Origin of the sequence: Pontibacillus sp. HMF3514 (assembly GCF_009858175.1) — a bacterium.
Classification (GTDB): Bacteria; Bacillota; Bacilli; order Bacillales; family BH030062; genus Pontibacillus.
Window position 1 is genome coordinate 903,044 of sequence record NZ_CP047393.1, and the last position, 20,026, is coordinate 923,069.

Sequence of the window (20,026 nt, forward strand, 5' to 3'; positions counted from 1 at the left end):
AAACATTCTTAAATCACATATCAAATACTATGCATGTATCCCAAAAACGTTCAGAAAAGGAGGAGCCTCATGAGTATTCGATTTTTACTTGGACGAGCAGGGTCTGGAAAAAGTACACGTTGCTTAGAAGAAATCAAAGATCTACTCGTCTCTTCACCAGATGGTCCACCGATTCTTTATATGGTACCTGACCAGATGACCTTCCAGCAGGAGTATGCTCTATTGAAACAGGAAGGCATTGAAGGGAGTATTCGTGCACAAGTTTTCAGTTTCTCACGTCTTGCTTGGCGCGTGCTTCAGGAAACAGGTGGGGGAACGAGACAGTTTATATCATCTACTGGTATCCAAATGATGCTCCGAAAAATTACGGAGGAGCGTAAATCGGACTGGAACGTGTTTCAAAAAGCGATAGAAAAACAAGGCTTTATGGAACAACTCGAAACGATGATTACAGAGTTTAAACGTTACCGTGTTACACCGCAAACGCTTATGCAGCAAATTGATAGCATTGATCAATACACGCATCAACACCCAGGAGAACAAGCATTACAGCACAAGCTAGAAGATTTATCTTACATCTATGAAAACCTCATGCATGCACTTAGTGATCAATACATAGATAGTGAAGATCAACTGCAGCTTTTAGCGGAAAAAATTGAGGAGGCTTCTTTTCTTGAAGGAGCTGAAATTTACCTGGATGGATTCCACCGCTTTACGCCACAAGAGCTTACAGTACTTCAGGCTCTTATGAAAAAAGCGAAACGGGTAAACATCACTTTGACGCTAGATGAACCCCGTTATGGAGAGATACCAGAGCTTGATTTGTTCCACCAAACTGCTCACACATTCCAGGATGTTAAATCTGTAGCGGATGAGGTCAATATTCCGATCACTGAAATTAAACACTTATATGGTGAAGTAGGTCGATTTGAAGAGCGTCATGCGTTTGAACATATGGAGCACTACTTTGATACACGTCCTGCTCCGCCTTTCCAGGGAGAGACTCCAATAACCGTAGCGCAGGCGGTACATCCGCGGGCTGAGGTAGAGGGTGTTGCGCAGGAAATTATCAAAATGGTGCGCGATGGTGACTATCGATACCGGGAAATGGCACTTCTGATCCGTGAACCAGAAGTGTACCATGATCTCATCCAAACGGTTTTTGAAGATTATCAAATCCCTGTCTTTATCGATGAGAAGCGTACGATGATGAATCATCCATTAATTGAATTCCTGAGATCTGCCATAGATGTCGTGGAGGGGAACTGGCGCTACGATGCGGTGTTCCGCCTTCTTAAAACCGACTTTATTCCATCCGATGATCATGAGCATCCATTAACGCAGGAAGCCATTGATGAGCTTGAAAACTATTGTCTCGAGTATGGCATCCGTACGAAAAAGCGTTGGCTAGATGAAAAACCTTGGCGTTTCCAACGATTCAGAGGTTTTGAACATGCTCGTCAAACGGATGAGGAGAAGAAAAAAGAAGAACGAATTAATCGACTGCGTCATCAGGTGACAAGAGCGCTTGCTCCTTTTGATGAAGCTATACGTGAAGCCAAAACCGTAAGAGAGCGTTGCGAAGTTCTTTTCAACTGGTTAGAAGAATTACAGGTTCCACAAAAACTGGACCAATGGCGTGATGATTACGATGATATCGGACAGCTGGAACGTGGCCGCGAGCAGGAGCAGGTATGGCAAGCCGTCATTCAGCTTTTTGATGAAATGGTGGATATGATTGGTGAGGAGAAAATGTCATTCCAGGTTTTTCGAACCACGCTTGAAACGGGACTAGAATCTCTGTCCTTTTCTCACGTACCGCCAAGCATGGACCATGTGATTGTCGGAAGTGTTGATCGTTCTCGTATATCTGGAATTAAAAATGCATTCCTGCTTGGTGTAAATGAGGGGCTTTGGCCACTTAAGCCACCAGCAGAGGGGATGATTTCTGAGAATGAACGTGAGCTTTTGAAAGAACATGGAATGGACCTTGCAGATAGTAGTAAACGTCAGCTACTTGATGACCATTTCTATGTGTACTTAGCGTTTACCGCTGCTTCCGATTATTTATGGGTAAGCTATCCGTTAAGTAATGAGGAAGGAAAGTCCAAAACACCTTCCACACTTGTGAAGCGTGTTCAAGAGCTGTTTCCTCATGCGGAGAACAAGCTATTACTGCAAGAGAGTGATGACCATGAAGAGGCAACACGTTTCATTACGACACCTGAAAAAACACGTTCCATCCTGACAGCTCAACTGTCACGTTACTTACGAGGGTACCCAATGAAAGATATTTGGTGGGATGTGCTTGATTGGTTTATTTTACGCGATGATCAAAAAGCAGATACGAAACGCGTGCTGATGAGTCTGTTCTATGAAAATACACCGGAAAATCTCGGTAAACAAACAACCGAGAACCTATATCCAAAACAGCTCAAAGCCAGTGTGTCTCGACTAGAAACGTACCACCGCTGTTCTTATCAGCATTTTGCAAAGTATGGATTGGGTCTTGAAGAACGTTCGGTTTATAAGTTGGACGCACCTGATATAGGGCAGCTTTTCCATGAAGCGTTAAAGCAAATTACCGAATGGATTCAAGATGAGGGGCGCGATTGGAACTCAATCACGCAACAAGATACAAATCAGTATGCGCAAAAAGCGGTCGAGAGTCTTTCACCAATTTTACAGCACCAAATTTTATATAGCTCGAATCGCTATCAATATATTCAGAAAAAGCTTCAGGACGTTGTCTCGCGTGCTGCATATATGCTTAGCGAACAGGCAAAACGAAGTCAGTTCGCACCAGTGGGGCTAGAGCTTGGCTTCGGACCAGAAGAGGATAAAAAGATACCTCCTATGAATATTGAACTTGCAAATGGCTATGAACTGATGCTTCGTGGTCGTATTGACCGTGTGGACCGAGCGTTAGGAGAAGATGGCTTGTTCCTTCGCATTATCGATTACAAGTCCAGTGCGAAAGGGCTTGATCTGGTTGAGGTCTATTATGGACTGGCATTACAAATGCTTGCTTATCTAGATGTTGTGCTATCAAATTCAGAAACATGGCTCGGTGCACAGGCCTCTCCGGCAGGCGTGTTGTATTTCCACGTACACAACCCAATGATCTCAGGAAGTACACTTCTCCAAGAGAGTGAAATCGAAGAGGAGCTCTTCAAGAAGTTCAAGATGCAAGGACTTCTTGTGGAAGATGAAAATATCGTCAAAATGATGGACACGAATCTGGATTCTGGTATGAGTAAAATCATACCGGCTGGTTTGAAAAAGAACGGTGGTTTCCGAAAAGGATCTCAAACGGTTGAACAAATGGCTTTCCAACAGCTTCAAACCTATATTCGAAACATCATGAAACAAGCAGGAGAGTCGATTACTGAGGGGAATGTGAACTTGAATCCATATCAAAAGGATCAACAGGTAGCTTGTACGCACTGTTCTTTCCGTTCCGTTTGTCAGTTTGATCCATCGCTTGAAGAGAATCAGTACAGACAATTAAAGAACTTAAAAGATGAAGATATTATGAATCAAATTCTATCAGGGAAGGAGGATGAATAATGCCAACCTGGACACCCGAACAAGAACGAGCGATATACACGAGTGGAAAAGATGTACTTGTTGCAGCGGCAGCCGGATCCGGAAAAACGGCTGTCCTGGTTGAGCGAATCATTCAAAAGCTTTTAAACCAAGATAATCCTACCAACATTGACTCCTTGCTTGTCGTAACATTCACGAATGCAGCGGCTCAAGAGATGCGAAATCGTGTTGGGGAAGCTCTTGAAAAAGCGCTAGAGCAGCAACCTGACTCAACCCATTTGAAAAAGCAGCTATCTCTGCTTCAACGTGCATCGATATCAACTTTACACTCCTTCTGTTTAGATATCGTGAGACGCTACTCTTATATGCTTGATCTCGATCCGCATTTCCGTATTGCTGATGAGATTGAAGCGGATTTAATGCGTCAGGAAATCATTGAGGATCTTTTTGAAGAGTGGTACGGAAAAGAAGGGGAAGAACGTGATCGCTTTTTTGAAGTCGTGGACCGTTTTTCAAGTGACCGAAGTGATGCAGAGGTTGAGCGCTTAATGCTTGATTTATATAACTTTTCCAGACAAAATCCTTGGCCAGAAGCATGGATGAATGATGTCCAGGCGATGTATGATGTTTCACCTGATACGCCAGAAGAGGACATTGTATGGCTTCAGATTTTGAAAAGAGAAGTAAAGAGTCAATTGAATGCTATGCTCAAAGATTCTGAGCAGGCTCTTAACCTTACGCGAGAAAGTGATGGACCGTATCATTATGCTGAGGCTATCGATGATGATCGTGAAAAAATCCAGCAAGCCCTAGGACTTGTGGATATCTCATGGCATGAGCTTCAGCAGTATATGCAAGAATCAGGCAGTTTCACAGCTTTGTCCCGTAAAAAGGTAGAATGCTCTGATGAGAAAAAGGAACGCGTAAAAAACTTACGTGATCGTTACAAAAAACGTTGGACATCCTTGAGTCAGGAGTGGTTCGCCCGTTCACTGCCTGCATACTTAGAAGACATGCAATCACTTGCGCCGGTTGTAGAACAGCTGATGGTCCTTGTTCGTGAGTTTCATGAACGCTTCCAACAAAAGAAAAAGGATCAGGCACTCGTCGATTTTGCGGACTTGGAGCACTACTGTTTACACGTATTAATGGATGAGAGCTCAACGCCAGAAGAGATTATTCCATCTGAAGTAGCAGAGAGCTATCAACAGCAATTCACAGAACTCCTTGTTGATGAGTATCAGGATACGAATCTCGTACAAGAGACGATTCTTCGTATGGTTTCCTATGGAGAAAATTCCGGTAACTTGTTTATGGTAGGGGACGTGAAGCAGAGTATTTATCGCTTCCGTCACGCAGAACCATCCCTGTTTTTAAACAAATATAAAGCTTTTGCGAATGAAAAGCATCCTGCTGAGCGAATTGACTTGGCTCGTAATTTCCGAAGCCGTCATGAAGTACTTAGCGGAACGAACTATATATTCCGTCAAATTCTTGATGAAGAAGTTGGGGAGATGACCTATGACAAGGATGCCGAACTCATCTATAGCAACACGATTTATGATGAGATCACATCAAGTGATGCTGAAGCAGAACTGGTCATTATTGACCGTGAAAAGCATGAAGACCAAAACGAAGAATCAGGGGAAGATTTTCGTGACCTTGAAAAAGCGCAACTAGAAGCACGAGCTTATGCCAACAAAATTCAAAATTGGCTCGGTCATGGTGAAGGTCCTGCTCTGCAGGTTGTCGATAAAGGAACATCTGCCAAACGTGATGTACAATACCGTGACATTGTGATTTTGCTTCGTTCCATGACATGGGCACCTACAATTGTGGAAGAGTTGAAACAACAAGGTATCCCAGTTTATGCGGAGCTTTCCACAGGGTACTTTGAAGCGATTGAGATTAAAGTTATGCTCAGTCTGCTAAAGGTCATCGATAACCCAAGACAAGATATCCCGCTAGCTTCAGTGTTACGTTCTCCGATTGTCGGATTGAACGAAGACGAGTTAACCAAAATTCGTCTGGCACAGAAAAAAGCGACGTACTATGAAGCTCTAACTTCGTATCGCCGCATGGGGGAAGACGATGAGCTCGTTCATAAGGTCGAGCACTTCCTTCACCGTCTTGATGCCTGGCGTAAACGTGCGCGACAAGGATCCTTATCTGAGCTGATTTGGCAAATTTATCGCGAGACTGGGTATTACGATTTTGTTGGAGGTATCCCAGGTGGTCGTCAGCGTCAGGCTAACTTGCGAGCGTTATATGATCGTGCTCGCACGTATGAAGCGACGTCTTTCCGTGGTTTATTCCGTTTCCTTCGTTTTATCGAACGTATTGAGGAACGTGGAGAAGACCTTGGTGCAGCGCGTGCGCTAGGTGAACAAGAAGACGTTGTCCGAATTATGACGATCCACAAAAGTAAGGGACTTGAATTCCCTGTCGTTATCATGGGAGCAATGGATAAGCAGTTTAACCAACAGGATCTCATGGCGAAGTACTTGCTCCACAAGGATCATGGTTTTGGCGCGAAAATGATAAACCCTCAAAAACGCATCATGTACCCAACACTTGCGTATCATGCGTTGAAAAAAGAGAAACAACGTGAGCTTTTAGCGGAAGAAATGCGCGTTCTTTATGTTGCCTTAACACGTGCCAAAGAAAAACTTGTGATGATTGGAAATGTATCGTCACTGGAGAAGAAATTAGAGAAATGGCGTGAATGGGTTGAGCACACGGATTGGGTATTACCATCACATTACCGTTTAGAAACCAAAACGTACCTTGATTGGGTTGGACCTTCCCTTATTCGACACCAACATGGAGAAACGTTGCGTGGTGAGACTGAAACCCATCCATTATTACCGCAGGACATCGCTCAGGATGAATCAAGTTGGCGTGTAACGCTTTTACATGGAAGTGAGCTAGTAGACCCAGATGCTTTACAAACGAATGATCATGAAGCGGTAGAAAGAGCGATTCGTTCCTGGGAGCCTCTCAATCCAGCAGAAGGACCGAATGAAGAGGTTGAGAGAAGATTGAGTTTCCAGTACCCTCATCAAAAAGCGATCCATCATCGTGCGAAGCAATCTGTTACTGAACTGAAACGCCAGCGTGAAGTGAAGGATGAGTACAGCGCAGAATCCCTTATGCAACCTTTTAAACAGCCGATCGTCTCCAGACCTCGCTTTATGCAAAAGTCACAGGAGTTATCTGCTACGGAAAAAGGGAGTGCCATGCACACTGTTATGCAGCACTTACCGTTTGAAAAAGTGCTTTCTGTTCAAGAGATTGAGAACGAAGTCGAAGTACTAGTTGAGCGTGAATTTCTCACTCGTGATGAAGCAGCTGTCATTGATTTTGATGCCATCGCCGCTTTCTATGAAAGTGAAATGGGTCAACGTTTGATTGATGCGGACCGCGTGTATCGTGAAGTTCCATTCAGTTTAGCCCTGCCTGCTCATGAAGTGTATGCTGACTGGGAGGAAGAAACCGATGAAAAAGTATTTATCCAGGGTGTCATTGACTTAATCATTCCAGGAGAAGATGGATGGATTATTCTTGACTACAAGACAGATCAAGTCCAGCAACCTATAACAGAACGAGTAAGTGATAAGCTTGTATCTCGATATAGTACCCAGCTTTCTTTATATGCCGAGGCACTTGAGCGTATATGGAACAAACCAGTTGAGGAAAAGTATTTATACTTCTTTAACGCTCCACTTTTAACGAAAGTAGATTGAGGTGCTCTATGAAGGATGAAACCTATTGTGAACTGTGCCGCCGCTCACCTATTGAAACAACGGAACATCATTTGATTCCAAGACAATTTGGTGGAGCAGAAGGACCTACCGCTCAATTATGTATTCCGTGTCATAAACAGGTGCATGCCTGGTTCACGAATGAAGAATTAGCCGGCTTTTACAATACTTTAGATCGACTAAAGGATCATCCAACGATGGAGAAGTACCTGAAATTTGTAAAGAAACAACCCACAGATAAAAAGATAACCATCAAAAAATCGAATCGGAAGAAGCGGAAATGATGAATAAGAACCTACTTTGACTTTGTCAGGGTAGGTTCTTGTGCATTCTATACTACACAACCAACACGCCTGGCTCACAGCCAGGCGTGTTTTCATATTTTAAGCATTTGCAATTGTTGGTTGATCTGCAATATCAGGATCGAATGGGTTCGTTGAACTGAATCCGTTATTCGTACAGATGAAATCTCCTGTATTTAAAGCTCCTGAACCGGCATTTGTCTTAGAGGAGCTTTTAGGGGAGACATAGAAAGAATCGCCAAAGTTCACGACTCCTCCGCCCACGCTATTAATTTTAAGAGGGCCTACAATAGATGGCATGATTATCACCTACCTAATCGAGAGGTTCTATGAATAGACTATGCAACGTAGATGTTATTGTTCATTTTCATCAGTGTGATCATCATTCTCTTCACGTAAAATTCGAAAGTGTTTCACCCTTGATTCAGCATCCAAGTATTCTAAATTTCCAACTTGAAGAATGGAAGATGAGGATATCCCTTCTATGTGTACGGACTTCACATCAATATAAGGGTTACAAGGTACGCGTTCTTGGTCAATAGTGATTTTCTTACTAAAGTAAGGGTATGGTTCAGTAAAAACCGGAAACTCATTAAATGGAAAGTCACGATCCGTAAATATGGCCCCTTCTTTTTGTACAGCTAATGCTCTTGAATTAGGCGTTGCTTCTACTGCATCTCCAATCTCAATGATTGAGCTATAAATTAATGAAATGACTCGAATATCTCCGACTCGTGATATGCGTTTATTCATGGTTTGTTTTCTCCTGAGTACGTTTTTCTTTACGAGCGAGAGGAACAAACGGACCGACAATTAATGATTCAGGAGGGGTGTCAAATATTGAGGATAACGATATGTGTTCATTATCGCCAATTAGAAAGACAGATGATGAAGACACCCCTGCGATTTGAATATTCCCCACATTTAGGCCGCAGTTATGCACTTCATACTTCATGGTGACTCATCTCCTTGTTTGGGTTGATTTTGTAAAAATTGATGAAGTGAACTATGGATTTCATTTTTCACCTCTTGAATGATCGCTTGCTTTTGTTCTTCTGTTACCATACCGTTTTCATAATCTCCTTGTTGCAGGTAATGGTTAACACGATCTCCAAGCTGTTTTTGTATATCGTTAAGAATAAATTGTTGATATGGTTCGTCAAATTGATGCCCGTAATCACGAGACATCGATTGTAATAAAGGTGGCCCTTGTTGGGACATAAATTCTTCTAGATCTTGGACGATCTTTTCTTTAACGGATTGACCTGTATTAAGTTTAGGTGGAAATGGTTGTTCCTCTATACCTAGATCTTCTATTCCAACTCCATCTTGAGGGGAAATTCCAATGTTTAATGTGCCCTCTAGTGTCTCAATTTTTAGTTGATCGAATTTATATTCAATTTTTTCGATGTTTGTCGATGGCTTTTGGCTAGATTCCAACTGGCTCTCAAGTTGGTCGACACGTTTTTCTAATTCCCTAATTTTTTGGGTTTGCTTTTCGACTAATTGGTGAAGTTGATCTAAATACTGAGTCCAGGAATCCATATAGCTCATCGAAACGTCCCCCTTTCTGGTAGTTCTAAAATACTTTCGCGTCATATATAGGCGATAACCTAGATTATCCTATGCATTTCTTGAAGGATTTGTGCACTACGTTGTTGAAGATAGGGGGACGAGGGGAGTAACAGGTTTTTCGATTGCCTCTGCTTCTTCTGCTGGTTTTACATAACCACCTGTGTTGTAAAGGCTAGATCTGGCTTGAATGACTCCCGCACTCCCTATTTGTAAAACAGAGGAGTTGCTGACAGATCCAACTTTTAAAAAATTTATACAAATGCTTTGATGAATCGTGTAGTTCATTAGACCGCACCTACCTCTTCTATATCAGACTGGTCAATTACATCTTGATCATATACCGTTGTATAAGAGTTTGAGAGATCAATGGAGATTCCATCACCCGTGTTGAATGATCCACCTCCAGCAAAGGTCTTAGCTGAACTAGCAGGAGCCATCGCATAGACATCTCCAATATTGAAAATGCCAGAGTTAGATACGCTGACAACTTTGACAGCACCTACCTGAGCTGGCATAGGCATACCTCCTTATTTGTAGTTTATGAGGGAGGAAGGCGAATGTGTAAGGATGTCGAAAAAATCTTCATGCGTGATAAATAAAAGGAGTGAAAATCTTGAATCAGATCCAACCTTTAAAAGATACAAATCGATTACCATGGATCGATGCAGCAAGGGGAATCGCAATCTTTGGTATTTTTATGGTGAATATGCCTGCATTTAATGCCCCGTACTTTATGTATGGTGGAGAAGAAAAATACTGGCCAAGTGAAACAAGTAACATGATTCAAACGATTATAGATATATTCTTTCAAGCTAGTTTTTACACATTGTTCTCATTCTTATTTGGCTTTGGCCTTTACATGATGAAAGAACGATTACAAGAAAAAGAGTATCACTATCGTCCAGTGTTACTTCGAAGACTTATTGTGCTGATCGCTTTTGGTGCTATCCACGCTTTCTTCATATGGCATGGGGATATATTATTTTCTTATGGAACATTGGGTCTCTTTCTATTTTTATTTTTTAGTCGAAGTCCTCGGGCGGTCCTGAGTTGGGCTATTGGGCTCTTAACCCTTTCTGTAGTGATTCTTTATTTAAGAATTTCACCTTATATAGGAAAGGGTGTACTTGGTAGATATGTGAATGAATCCGCAATAGCACAAGCCAAGCAAGCTTATGGTGAAGGAAGCTTGATGGAAATATGGGAGCAAAACTTAAATGATTGGCTGTATTCAAATGGATCGCTGATGTCGTGGACCTTTTTAGCGGGAAGCCTGATCCCGATGTTTTTATTTGGTCTTTATTTTGCTAAGAAGAAATGGCTTCATGATCCGGATCAGTTTGGAAAGCCGTTGACGGTTACTTGGGTCATAACGTTGGTTTTATTTGTGGCTTTCAAAGCAGGTCCGCATTTCATTGATATTCCAGAATGGTTCAAAATTGTTACGCAGGATTCGATTGGTGGTTCTGCCTGTGCATTATTTTATGTGACGAGTGTGGCATTGTTATATAAGAAGAGAAGTGCTTTTACTACATTATTAAAACCATTCACGTTTGTTGGCCGCCTATCCTTGAGTAACTACTTGCTTCAATCAATCATTTGTTTTTTCTTGTTCTATTCTGTTGGTCTCGGGTTTTACGGTGAGGTGAGCCCGCTAGCTAGCTTGATTCTAGTTATAGTGATTTATAGTTTACAAGTAATCGGCAGTCACCTATGGATCCGTTCATTCCGTTACGGTCCGTTTGAATGGTTATGGAGATCCTTGACGTATATGAGCTTGCAGCCAATGCGTCGGTCTAAGGAAAGAGAAGAAAAGGCATCATATGAAACTTAAAAGTGAAATAAAAAGAGCTTGGGATCCAAGCTCTTTTTATTTTGGGGTATGTGCAATTAAACCCCCCTTATGTGGAAGATTTGGAATCTAAATAATGAGCGGTGGAGGTCCGTTGCCGGAAAAGATTAAGGGGTTCATTGAAACGGCAAGCCTCCTGTGGAAGACCAGCCGAGCTTCCTCGTTCGCAAGCTCTCTGCGGGATCTAGTCAGTCCTTTTTGCTACCACTTGAGTTTGCCGTTTCCTTCACCCCTTTGCGTTTATGGAGGTTAACGGACCCTAGTTATTTGAGCTCTAAACCTTACGGACATCTGTTCCGTTATTTTGAACTTTAATGGCATTTCGAGATTCGTTACGGACATATGGTACCTTATTTGTGACAAGTTGGGCTTTTTCAAGGTGATTTGAGGAAAATAACGGAATGAATGTCCGTAAGCTCTTCAAAAAGTCAAATTAAGATCAAATAACGGAACAAATGTCCGTAAGCATCACCTCTCCATATAGTTGCGGTTCCGTTTATCTCAATAACGCCTAGGTGGACTGGGAAATGGGTTGACTCCAGCGGTCAAACGGGCTTGCGAGACCCCGCAAGGAGCGATTAGCGGATGAGGAGGCTCGATAGTTCGTCCGCAGGAAAGCAACCCATTTCCCAGCCCACCCGCTCTCGAAACCACTCTACGCCTTATTCCACATTACTGCCATATAACGGCATAAAAACTAGGTGAATATGTTTTGAAAAATCTATTTCAAATAAATTGATATCTCTTCAGGATTTACTACCTGCTCTTAAAAGCTGATAAGTAGTTCATACGATGCACTAGACTAGGTGATTCGACACAGTGTGATAAATTAGCCTTAAATAATCAGAAAATTGATAAAGTTCCACATTAGATAACAAAAGATCTAAACATATACCAAAAATACCCATAACCTTGTTGGTAAATACGAACTTTTGGTTTATTAATAATATCGAATTGGGAGCGAGGTGGACGAAAAATGAGTCGAAGAAAATAAGAAGGAAGGTTGATAGGCAAACCAAAATCCTAGATGTATGATGTAGTTAATCAGATTCAACGACATAACTTTTCGATCTCATCTGTTGAATCTCGATAAAGGCAAACCTGGTGAAAACCAGCGACGCAAAACTACAGGGGCTACCGACTCTAGCGATCACACAAGAGTCCACGCCAGCCAGTTACCGAAAGATTTAAGGGTGACGTATATATCTACAACCCTCTTTCGGTATTCGAATGCAGGGTTATTTTTCGTGGAAAAGGAGGTTTGAAAATGGAGCTTATCGATCAGCAGACTCAAACGAACATTGCATCAAAGATTTGCACTTCATATAACTTTATTACTCGATTAAAAGGATTAATGTTCGTATCTGATCTAGCTGAAGATGAAGCTATGCATATCAAACCCTGTCATTCGGTCCACACCTGTTTTATGCGTTTTCCAATCGATGTGGTGTATGTGAATGAACAATTGGAAGTTGTGGCAATGGAACAAAACATGAAACCTTTTCGATTCGGAAAACCGCAATCCCGCGCACATTCTGTTTTTGAATTCAAGGCCGGAACCATTCAAAACAAGGATGTGTACGTCGGACAAAAACTTTTATTAAAACAAGAGGAGAGTGAAGAGCATGGAATTGCTTAAACAATTAGTTGTAGAAGAAGAAGGACAAGGTATGACGGAGTACGGTTTAGTATTAGGTGTTATTGCAGTTGCAGTAGTTGGGATTTTAGTTTCTCTACGTGGAGAAATTACGACAATGTTCCAAGATGTATTAAATGATATTAAGAGCCGTGACGGTTCTACAACTACAACTGGTTAATCAATATTTATCTAGCGAGTTCGCCCCACTTCACTATGAAAGGGCGGTGTATAATGAATGGTATCTCTTATCGAAAGTTTTTTATATGAAGAGGACGGTCAAGGTATGACGGAGTACAGTATCGTCCTAGGCGTAATATCCATAGCGGCTTTTGGAATCATCATTCTGTTAACAGAAGAGCTACAACAGGTTTATACCCGAGTAGTTGATGCCGTCCAAAGCCGAGACTCTTAAGAAGTTTGTTGAATGATTTCCCCTTATCTCATACTGGAGGCCTTGCGTTTTGCGACGTAAGGCCTTTTTTTAAAAAGGGGTCTAGATAATGAATAGAGAGGTGGAACAACTCTCATGTGGTTTGATGTTGTCATGATATTGATATTACTTATTTGTCTTATAACGGATTTAAAGAATCGAAAAATTTACAACGCAGTGCTTTTGCCAGGGTTTTTGCTTTCGCTCGTTTTCCACACGATTGTGAGTGGTTGGGCAGGTCTTGGAAGTTCCTTATTAGGAGCACTGATCGGCATACTCATATTATTTATTCCTTTTGCTATGGGTGGTATGGGGGCTGGAGATGTAAAACTTCTTGGCCTCATTGGTGCATGGAAAGGGAGTATGTTTGTCTTTTACACATCCATTTATATGGCACTAGTCGGTGGTGTGATTGCTATAGCAATTCTTTTATTTCAAAAAGGATGGTTACAACGATTTAAAGGATTTGCCTACTTTTTTGCATTCTTAAGACAAGGGAAAGTCCAATCAGAATGGATTCAAACAAGTGCTAGGAAAACAACGTACCCGTATGGCTTAGCCATTGTTGCGGGGGCTTTTTGTTCGTTATGGTTTAGCTTCCTGGAGGTGATGTAAGATGAACTTCAAAAAAGAAGATGGCCAATCAATGGTTGAAACGGCACTTGTTTTGCCTGTGTTAATCATCTTACTAGTCGGTATGTTTGATTTTGGTCGAATCTTTTATACATACACCCACCTTCATTTAGCAGCACAAGAGGCCGTTCGAGTTGGAGGACTCGGTGGGAATGATTCTGAAATTACTGCATTTACAAAGAGCTATGTAAATATAAATGACCCTGAAAATTTAGTGGTGGGGGTTTCACCTGATGATAGCATGCGTGTGTCAGGAGATTATGTCACCGTAACGCTCGATTATCCAATGGAATCCTTTACTCCATTTATTTCATCCCTCTTACCCTCGGCGTTTACGGTTCACACAGAATCGACCATTCGGGTGGAGTGAGGAGGTACGTGATGAAGTTAGTAAAGCAGGAAGAAGGGGTAAGTCTCGTTCTTGTTGGTGTAGCTTTCATGGGAATAATGATGATGGCAGGTCTTGTACTTGATGGAGGAGCCCTTTTTATGGAAAAGCGGAATCTACAAAAAGCGGCGAATGCAGCAGTACTATCAAGTGCGCAGGAACTGACCATGGATGAAGCTTCTGTTCAAGAAATTATAAATGAAATACTACAAAAACATGGTGAACTTGCAAGCTTAGAAAACACAATAATTCAAAAAGATAACCGAGTAGAGCTAGATTTAACAAAGAATGTTTCTTTATCATTTGGTCGTTTGTTTGGAAAAGACACGACAGAAGTTAAAGTTCACGCTGCAGCAGAAATAACATCTATGGGAAAGGCTGCAGGGGCTGCGCCATTAGGGATTGATGATCGTGTTGAATTAGATTATTACACAGAGTATAAGTTGAAGGTAGATCAAACAGAATCTGAATATGGATATTTTGGTGTTTTAGCTTTAGGGGGGCCTGGTGCAGCAACCTATGAGGATAACTTGCGGGACGGTTATCAGGATCCTATTGAAATTGGGATGGTACTCGATACAGAGACAGGAAATGTAGCGGGTAAAACGAGGTCTGTAGTTAGTGAGAAGCTGTTAGATAGTTGTGGTTATGAATCAGGATCAAAACAAATCAACCGTGACTGTGACCGGATATTATTAGTACCTGTTTACACACCACATAAACAGACAACAAACCAGTTAAAAAGTGTAGAAGTGACAGGATTTGCTTACTTCTTTATTACAGAACCCATAGACCCAAAAGATACAAGTATTACAGGAATGTTTATCAAACGAGCTGGAAAAGGCGTTTATGAAAGTGGTGCCTATGATAGAGGCGCATACGCAATTCGACTAACAAGGTAGGTGGACAGAATGAAAGGAAAAGTCATGATGACATTAGCCCTAGTTATGGGGATTATGACTACATATTTATTTTATCAGTACACAAAAGATATTCAGGTAACGAAAGCGAAACAAGGAAATATGGTAGAGGTAGTTGTTGCAAAAGAAGCTATTGGGAAGAACCAACGAATTGATAAAGATGATTTAGAGCTCGTCTCTAAACCTGAGGGTGGGCTGCATGCAAGTGCTCTTAAAAAGATGGACGGGATCGAGGGGAAATATGCTACCGCAGCTATTGCTCAGGGAGAGCCGATCTTATCCCATCGATTGCAATCCAAAAAAGAAGAGGAACTGATTGTAGCGAAAAAAGTTTCACAAGGGAAGCGTGCGTTATCTTTGGGAGTAAACATGGTACAATCCGTTTCAAACTTAATTGAGCCGGAGGATTATGTAGATGTTTATGCTTCGATCGCAAAAAAGGAAAATGGGGAAACGAAGGTAGAAACGAAGTTAATCGAGCAAAGAGCACGTGTTCTTGCTATTGGTCGTAAGCTCGTCGAATCGAATTCAAAAGAGGATTATGTAGAGTACAGTTCTATCACGATTGAGGTTGAACCTCATGAAGTTGCGAAAATCGTAAAAGCATCGGAAGAAGGTAACATTCATATGGCATTACGTTCGAGATTAAAAGAAGAAGCTGAACCGAAGGAACAAGAAAACTAGTTTTCTATAAAAATATGAAAGGAGGTATAACCATGGAAGAGGGAGTTCAAAAAAGAGGCGAACTGATTGTTGTAGCATCAGCAAAAGGTGGCGTTGGGAAAACGTGTTTAAGTGTGAACCTAGCAACGGCCTTTTGTAAGAAAAACATACGCGTGTCACTAGTTGATGGCGATTTTCAATTCGGTGATGTTAGCTTATCTCTCGATTTAAAATCATCTTTTACTATGAAGGATATCCTTGATGAGGGTGAAAGTATTGATAAGCCAAGTATATTAAGTTATTTAAACCACCATGAAAGTGGATTAAAAGTATTGGCAGGCCCAGACCGTCCAGAGTATGCAGACCTCGTTACTCCTGAAACGATTGAAAAAGTGTTAAATACGTTGCTAGAAGAACATCATTACGTATTAGTAGATTGTGGTGTAGGATTCCATGAGAATAATTTAAAGATGTTGGATATGGCTGATCGTGTTCTTCTCGTGACGAATTTAGAGATGTCGACGTTAAAAAATACGCGCTTAATGCTTGAGACATTTGAAACGTTAGATATTAGGCATAAGGTAGAGCTCGTCTTAAATCGTTCTACGATGGAATCCGTTATTAAACCAAATGACGTTGTTGGCATCTTGAATTCAGAGGAACCGATCTATTTACCGAACGACTTTCAAACAGCAAGTCAGTCGTTGAATATTGGTATTCCGTTTGTAATGAATCAAGCTAAAACCGATTTGGCGAAAGCCTACTACAAAATGGCTGAACGCCTGTATTCAAAGAGAGAAATTACGATGTTTAATGAGAAAAAGAAGAGTGGCCTTTTCGATAAACTTCTGACGAAAAGAGACGTTGAAGGTGAAGAAGAGAAAGAAGAAGCTGCTCCGAAAAAAAGTTTATTAAAACCGTTTGGGAGGAGGCGTAGCACGTGAGCTTATTAAATCGGATTGAAGAGAAAAATAAACATAAGGTGGAACAAGATCCACATGGGGAAGAACAATCTTCGCAAATAAATCAACAGGATTTATTACAAGCTTTTCGCGATAACCAGAGGCCAACTCAACCCAGCCAGGAAAAGAAAAAGCCAGAGCGTCAAAAGTTAACGAAGCATCAGGAGTTAAAAAATCGACTGCATAAGCAGATTCTAGATGATATTGATGATACAGAGATTGAAGAAATCATCCCACAGCTAGATCAAATGGCCATTGAGATCATGAAAGAAGATGAGACCTTTCGCGGCCAAGTGGATCGCAAAAAAGTAGTAGAAGAACTAATCAATGACCTGACTGGTTTTGGCCCAATTAATCCATTGTTGTTAGACCCTGAAGTATCAGAGGTTATGGTGAACGGACCAGATGCGATCTATATGGAACGTAACGGAAAAATTGAGCTTTCCAATGTTCAGTTCCGTGATGATGAACATGTCATGAATGTCATAGAAAAAATCGTAGCACCCATCGGACGTCGTATTGATGAAAGCTCACCTTTGGTAGATGCTCGCTTACCTGATGGTTCTCGTGTGAATGCGATTATCCCGCCTCTTGCGTTAAATGGACCAACCATTACCATTCGTAAATTCTCAAAGGATCCATTTACGATTGATAACCTTATAGAATTCGGTACTGTAACACGTGAGATGGCTACGTTTCTAGATGCTTGTGTTAAAGCGGATTTAAATACTTTCGTAAGTGGTGGTACAGGCTCTGGTAAAACAACTACACTGAATGTTTTATCGAATTTCATCCCATTTGATGAGCGTATTATCACGATTGAGGATTCAGCCGAGCTTCAATTGGGACAAGAACACGTTGTATCTCTCGAATCTCGACCTCCGAACATTGAAGGTAAGGGTGGCATTCCAATACGTGAGCTTGTTCGAAATTCGTTACGTATGCGTCCTGACCGTATTGTAATTGGTGAGGTTCGTGGTGGAGAAGCACTTGATATGCTTCAAGCCATGAATACAGGTCACGATGGGTCTCTGGCTACAGGACACTCGAACTCCCCACGTGATATGATATCTCGTTTAGAAACAATGGTATTAATGGCAGGAATGGAGCTTCCGATCCGAGCGATTCGTGAACAAATTGCTGGTGCCTTGGATGTGATTATTCAACAGGCTCGTTTGAAAGATGGTACACGACGTATAACCCACATTACTGAGGTGCAGGGAATGGAAGGTGACGTCATTGTGCTGCAAGACATCTTTACATATAAGCAAACAGGTGTAGATGAAAACGGGAAAATCCAAGGTCGTCTTGTGCCAACGGGGGTACGTCCGAAATTCTATGAGCGTTTGGAATCCTCAGGTATTCACATTCCGGCTCATGTGTTTATTGAACAAGAGGAGTGGATGTAAATGTTCTGGTACATTACGTTAATGGTCGGACTTACCACCCTCCTATTTTTCTACGGTCTATTCCACTTTCTCTTTATGAGAAATAAACGCTTGGAAAAGAGAATGAAGCGCTACCTTGAACATTCTGATTCTAAGAAGCTAGATAAAAGGAAGCTGCGTTCTCTTGTAGATATTCGCTTAGCTCGTGAAAAACTTGGCAAGAAAGTATTATCGAAAGAAAAGTCTTCAAAATTAGAAGCGTTAATTAAAAAGTCAGGCCTACCGATTAAGCCTGAGGAATATTTGTTTTTTCAATTAATCTCCGTTTTTCTTGTAGGCATGCTACTATTTTTAATTTCGGGAGATTTAGTCATGTTGTTCATAGGTGCGCCAATTGGATATTTTATTCCGTTGTGGTTTATTAAGAAGAAGATTAAGGATCGAGTCAAAGCATTTAATGAAGGATTACCGGATATGCTTACCACCATGATTGGTTCGATGCGTGCGGGCTTCAGTTTGCCTCAGAGTCTCCAAACCGTTGTGGAAGAAGGAGAGGCACCCATTAAGGATGAAATCGAGCTTGTCCTGAAAGAGATGCAATACGGAAGTACACTTGAGGATTCGCTTAATGGACTCTATGAGCGTATGCCGAGTAAGGACTTAGAGCTGATGGTTCAAGCGATAATCATTCAACGCACCGTTGGAGGAAACTTGGCTACTGTTCTAGATAAAATTGTGAACACGATTCGCGATCGTACAAAAATCCAACGACAGATTACAACCCTAACGGCTCAAGGTCGCTTATCAGGAGTCGTTATTGGACTCTTACCGGTAGCACTTGCATTTATCCTTTACTTAATTGAACCGGATTATATAGGTGCGCTTTTTTCGCACCCCATTGGAATGATTATGCTAGCTGGCGGTGCTGTTTCAGGAACGGTTGGCTTCTTTATGATTAAGAAAATCACCACAATTGAGGTGTAATTTATGATTTATCTTAGCTTTTTTCTAACCATGGTTTTACTCGTCTACGGTTTGCTGAGTGTACGTGATGAGAAGAAGGGACATGTACAAAGCAGACTGGCGAAAGTAACAGGAAGCTCGGAGGCTGTATTTAGTGAGCCTTCTGAAGAAAAAGAAGATTTACCGATTTCGAAGCGACTCATAGGTCCATTATGGAAATCCTTCAGACGAAGTTTTCGTAAAAAGATGAAGCCAGAAAATGACCAGAAAGAAAACAATCTTGAGCTTAAGCTGCTCAAAGCTGGAAACCCATTCGGCATGACACCAGTTGAATATCGCCTTATTCAGATCATTTTGATGGTTCTGTTACCTGTCTTATTTGGTGGGTACAGTGCTTTATTAGGTGGATCATTTGGCGCTGATATTACAATGGGACTTTTCGGTGCTGGCATTGCGCTCATCTTCCCGAAGATTTATATTAACCAAAAAATAAAAGCAAGAAATGAAAAAGCTTTAAAGGAACTCCCTGATGTATTAGATCTTTTGACCGTAAGTCTTGAGGCTGGTCTGGGGTTTGACTCTGCATTAGGAAAATTGGTTTCTAAGCAAGAGGGTGTGCTTTCGGATGAATTCCATCGTTGCTTGGAGGAGATTCGTCTGGGACGAACTCGTCGAGAAGCGTTAACGGGTGTTAAAGAACGCTTAGAGTTAGATGAAATCAAAGTATTAATCAGTAATATTTTGCAGGCTGAAAAACTAGGGATTGGGATGGTACAGGTCCTCCGCGTGCAATCGAATGAGGTGAGAGATCAGCGTAAACAAAGAGCAGAGGAACAGGCCATGAAAGCTCCAGTTAAAATGATGTTCCCGCTTGTTTTGTTCATTTTCCCAAGTCTGTTTATTGTTCTGCTTGGACCTGCTCTAATCAATTTCTTAGAAGCCTTTTAAATCATAATTTTGGATGATCCCCTCCCCGATTCTTTACAATAGGAGTAATA

General features: G+C 41.5%; 22 protein-coding genes and 1 riboswitch. Of the genes, 15 read left to right on the forward strand and 7 right to left on the reverse strand.

The genetic code is table 11. From position 1 onward, the window contains the following. The first annotated feature begins 69 nt into the window (after window positions 1-69). From addB to GS400_RS04750, 3 genes are read left to right on the forward strand one after another with little or no spacing between them, the layout of a single operon-like run. Window positions 70-3,570 carry a helicase-exonuclease AddAB subunit AddB gene (gene addB, locus GS400_RS04740; protein ID WP_160099487.1) on the forward strand — a complete coding sequence of 1,167 codons (3,501 nt, stop codon included), beginning with the start codon at window positions 70-72 and terminating at the stop codon, window positions 3,568-3,570. Further along, window positions 3,570-7,295: a helicase-exonuclease AddAB subunit AddA gene (gene addA, locus GS400_RS04745; protein WP_160099489.1), complete on the forward strand. Its 3,726-nt coding sequence runs from the start codon at window positions 3,570-3,572 to the stop codon at window positions 7,293-7,295. Before addB ends, addA begins: the two co-directional genes overlap by 1 nt. Window positions 7,296-7,303: 8 nt before the next feature. Further along, window positions 7,304-7,597 (forward strand): HNH endonuclease, encoded by a 294-nt coding sequence (locus tag GS400_RS04750; protein ID WP_160099491.1) that lies wholly within the window; start codon window positions 7,304-7,306, stop codon window positions 7,595-7,597. 99 nt (window positions 7,598-7,696) lie between these two features. On the opposite strand, the gene GS400_RS04755 is transcribed toward GS400_RS04750, so the two are convergent. The 6 genes from GS400_RS04755 to GS400_RS04780 form a co-directional block, all read right to left on the reverse strand. Beyond that, window positions 7,697-7,915 (reverse strand): spore germination protein, encoded by a 219-nt coding sequence (locus tag GS400_RS04755; RefSeq protein ID WP_160099493.1) that lies wholly within the window; start codon window positions 7,913-7,915, stop codon window positions 7,697-7,699. A gap of 54 nt (window positions 7,916-7,969) precedes the next feature. Further along, window positions 7,970-8,368 (reverse strand): spore germination protein GerPE, encoded by a 399-nt coding sequence (locus tag GS400_RS04760; RefSeq protein ID WP_160099495.1) that lies wholly within the window; start codon window positions 8,366-8,368, stop codon window positions 7,970-7,972. Next, window positions 8,361-8,570: a spore gernimation protein GerPD gene (locus tag GS400_RS04765; RefSeq protein WP_160099497.1), complete on the reverse strand. Its 210-nt coding sequence runs from the start codon at window positions 8,568-8,570 to the stop codon at window positions 8,361-8,363. Before GS400_RS04765 ends, GS400_RS04760 begins: the two co-directional genes overlap by 8 nt. Next, complete coding sequence (gerPC, locus tag GS400_RS04770) at window positions 8,567-9,169, reverse strand: spore germination protein GerPC (protein WP_160099499.1); 603 nt, start codon at window positions 9,167-9,169, stop codon at window positions 8,567-8,569. Before gerPC ends, GS400_RS04765 begins: the two co-directional genes overlap by 4 nt. Window positions 9,170-9,265: 96 nt before the next feature. Next, window positions 9,266-9,475, reverse strand: a complete 210-nt coding sequence (locus tag GS400_RS04775) for a spore germination protein GerPB (protein WP_160099501.1) — start codon at window positions 9,473-9,475, stop codon at window positions 9,266-9,268. Next, on the reverse strand, window positions 9,475-9,705 hold the full coding sequence (locus GS400_RS04780; RefSeq protein WP_160099503.1) for a spore germination protein: 231 nt from the start codon (window positions 9,703-9,705) through the stop codon (window positions 9,475-9,477). The genes GS400_RS04775 and GS400_RS04780 overlap by 1 nt, the downstream gene beginning before the upstream one ends. An 89-nt stretch (window positions 9,706-9,794) precedes the next feature. On the opposite strand from GS400_RS04780, the gene GS400_RS04785 reads away from it, so the two are divergent. Continuing rightward, on the forward strand, window positions 9,795-11,024 hold the full coding sequence (locus tag GS400_RS04785; protein ID WP_236561140.1) for a DUF418 domain-containing protein: 1,230 nt from the start codon (window positions 9,795-9,797) through the stop codon (window positions 11,022-11,024). A 292-nt stretch (window positions 11,025-11,316) separates the two neighbouring features. On the opposite strand, the gene GS400_RS04790 is transcribed toward GS400_RS04785, so the two are convergent. Beyond that, complete coding sequence (locus tag GS400_RS04790; protein ID WP_160099505.1) at window positions 11,317-11,466, reverse strand: hypothetical protein; 150 nt, start codon at window positions 11,464-11,466, stop codon at window positions 11,317-11,319. Between the two features lie 660 nt (window positions 11,467-12,126). Then, window positions 12,127-12,225, forward strand: a riboswitch (cyclic di-GMP riboswitch). 84 nt (window positions 12,226-12,309) lie between these two features. Here GS400_RS04790 and GS400_RS04795 point away from each other — a divergent pair. From GS400_RS04795 to GS400_RS04845, 11 genes are all read left to right on the forward strand, one after another. Next, the gene (locus tag GS400_RS04795; protein ID WP_160099507.1) at window positions 12,310-12,681 is read left to right on the forward strand and encodes a DUF192 domain-containing protein; all 372 of its coding nucleotides are present in this window, start codon (window positions 12,310-12,312) and stop codon (window positions 12,679-12,681) included. Beyond that, window positions 12,668-12,859, forward strand: a complete 192-nt coding sequence (locus tag GS400_RS04800; protein ID WP_036843637.1) for a Flp family type IVb pilin — start codon at window positions 12,668-12,670, stop codon at window positions 12,857-12,859. The genes GS400_RS04795 and GS400_RS04800 overlap by 14 nt, the downstream gene beginning before the upstream one ends. Before the next feature lie 57 nt (window positions 12,860-12,916). Then, the gene (locus GS400_RS04805) at window positions 12,917-13,093 is read left to right on the forward strand and encodes a Flp family type IVb pilin (RefSeq protein ID WP_160099509.1); all 177 of its coding nucleotides are present in this window, start codon (window positions 12,917-12,919) and stop codon (window positions 13,091-13,093) included. 114 nt (window positions 13,094-13,207) lie between these two features. Beyond that, window positions 13,208-13,726 carry an A24 family peptidase gene (locus tag GS400_RS04810; RefSeq protein ID WP_160099511.1) on the forward strand — a complete coding sequence of 173 codons (519 nt, stop codon included), beginning with the start codon at window positions 13,208-13,210 and terminating at the stop codon, window positions 13,724-13,726. Between the two features lies 1 nt (window position 13,727). After that, a complete protein-coding gene (locus GS400_RS04815) occupies window positions 13,728-14,114 on the forward strand; it encodes a TadE/TadG family type IV pilus assembly protein (protein WP_160099513.1) in 387 nt (128 codons plus the stop codon). A gap of 11 nt (window positions 14,115-14,125) precedes the next feature. Further along, complete coding sequence (locus GS400_RS04820; RefSeq protein WP_160099515.1) at window positions 14,126-15,034, forward strand: pilus assembly protein TadG-related protein; 909 nt, start codon at window positions 14,126-14,128, stop codon at window positions 15,032-15,034. Window positions 15,035-15,043: 9 nt separating this feature from the next. Further along, a complete protein-coding gene (gene cpaB, locus GS400_RS04825) occupies window positions 15,044-15,736 on the forward strand; it encodes a Flp pilus assembly protein CpaB (RefSeq protein ID WP_160099517.1) in 693 nt (230 codons plus the stop codon). 32 nt (window positions 15,737-15,768) lie between these two features. After that, window positions 15,769-16,659 carry a CpaE/TadZ family protein gene (locus GS400_RS04830; protein WP_236561142.1) on the forward strand — a complete coding sequence of 297 codons (891 nt, stop codon included), beginning with the start codon at window positions 15,769-15,771 and terminating at the stop codon, window positions 16,657-16,659. Next, window positions 16,656-18,086, forward strand: coding sequence for a TadA family conjugal transfer-associated ATPase (locus GS400_RS04835; protein WP_160099521.1), 1,431 nt, complete (start codon window positions 16,656-16,658; stop codon window positions 18,084-18,086). Before GS400_RS04830 ends, GS400_RS04835 begins: the two co-directional genes overlap by 4 nt. Continuing rightward, window positions 18,087-19,049 (forward strand): type II secretion system F family protein, encoded by a 963-nt coding sequence (locus GS400_RS04840; RefSeq protein WP_160099523.1) that lies wholly within the window; start codon window positions 18,087-18,089, stop codon window positions 19,047-19,049. A gap of 3 nt (window positions 19,050-19,052) precedes the next feature. Further along, complete coding sequence (locus tag GS400_RS04845) at window positions 19,053-19,976, forward strand: type II secretion system F family protein (RefSeq protein WP_160099525.1); 924 nt, start codon at window positions 19,053-19,055, stop codon at window positions 19,974-19,976. The last annotated feature ends 50 nt before the right edge of the window (window positions 19,977-20,026 follow it).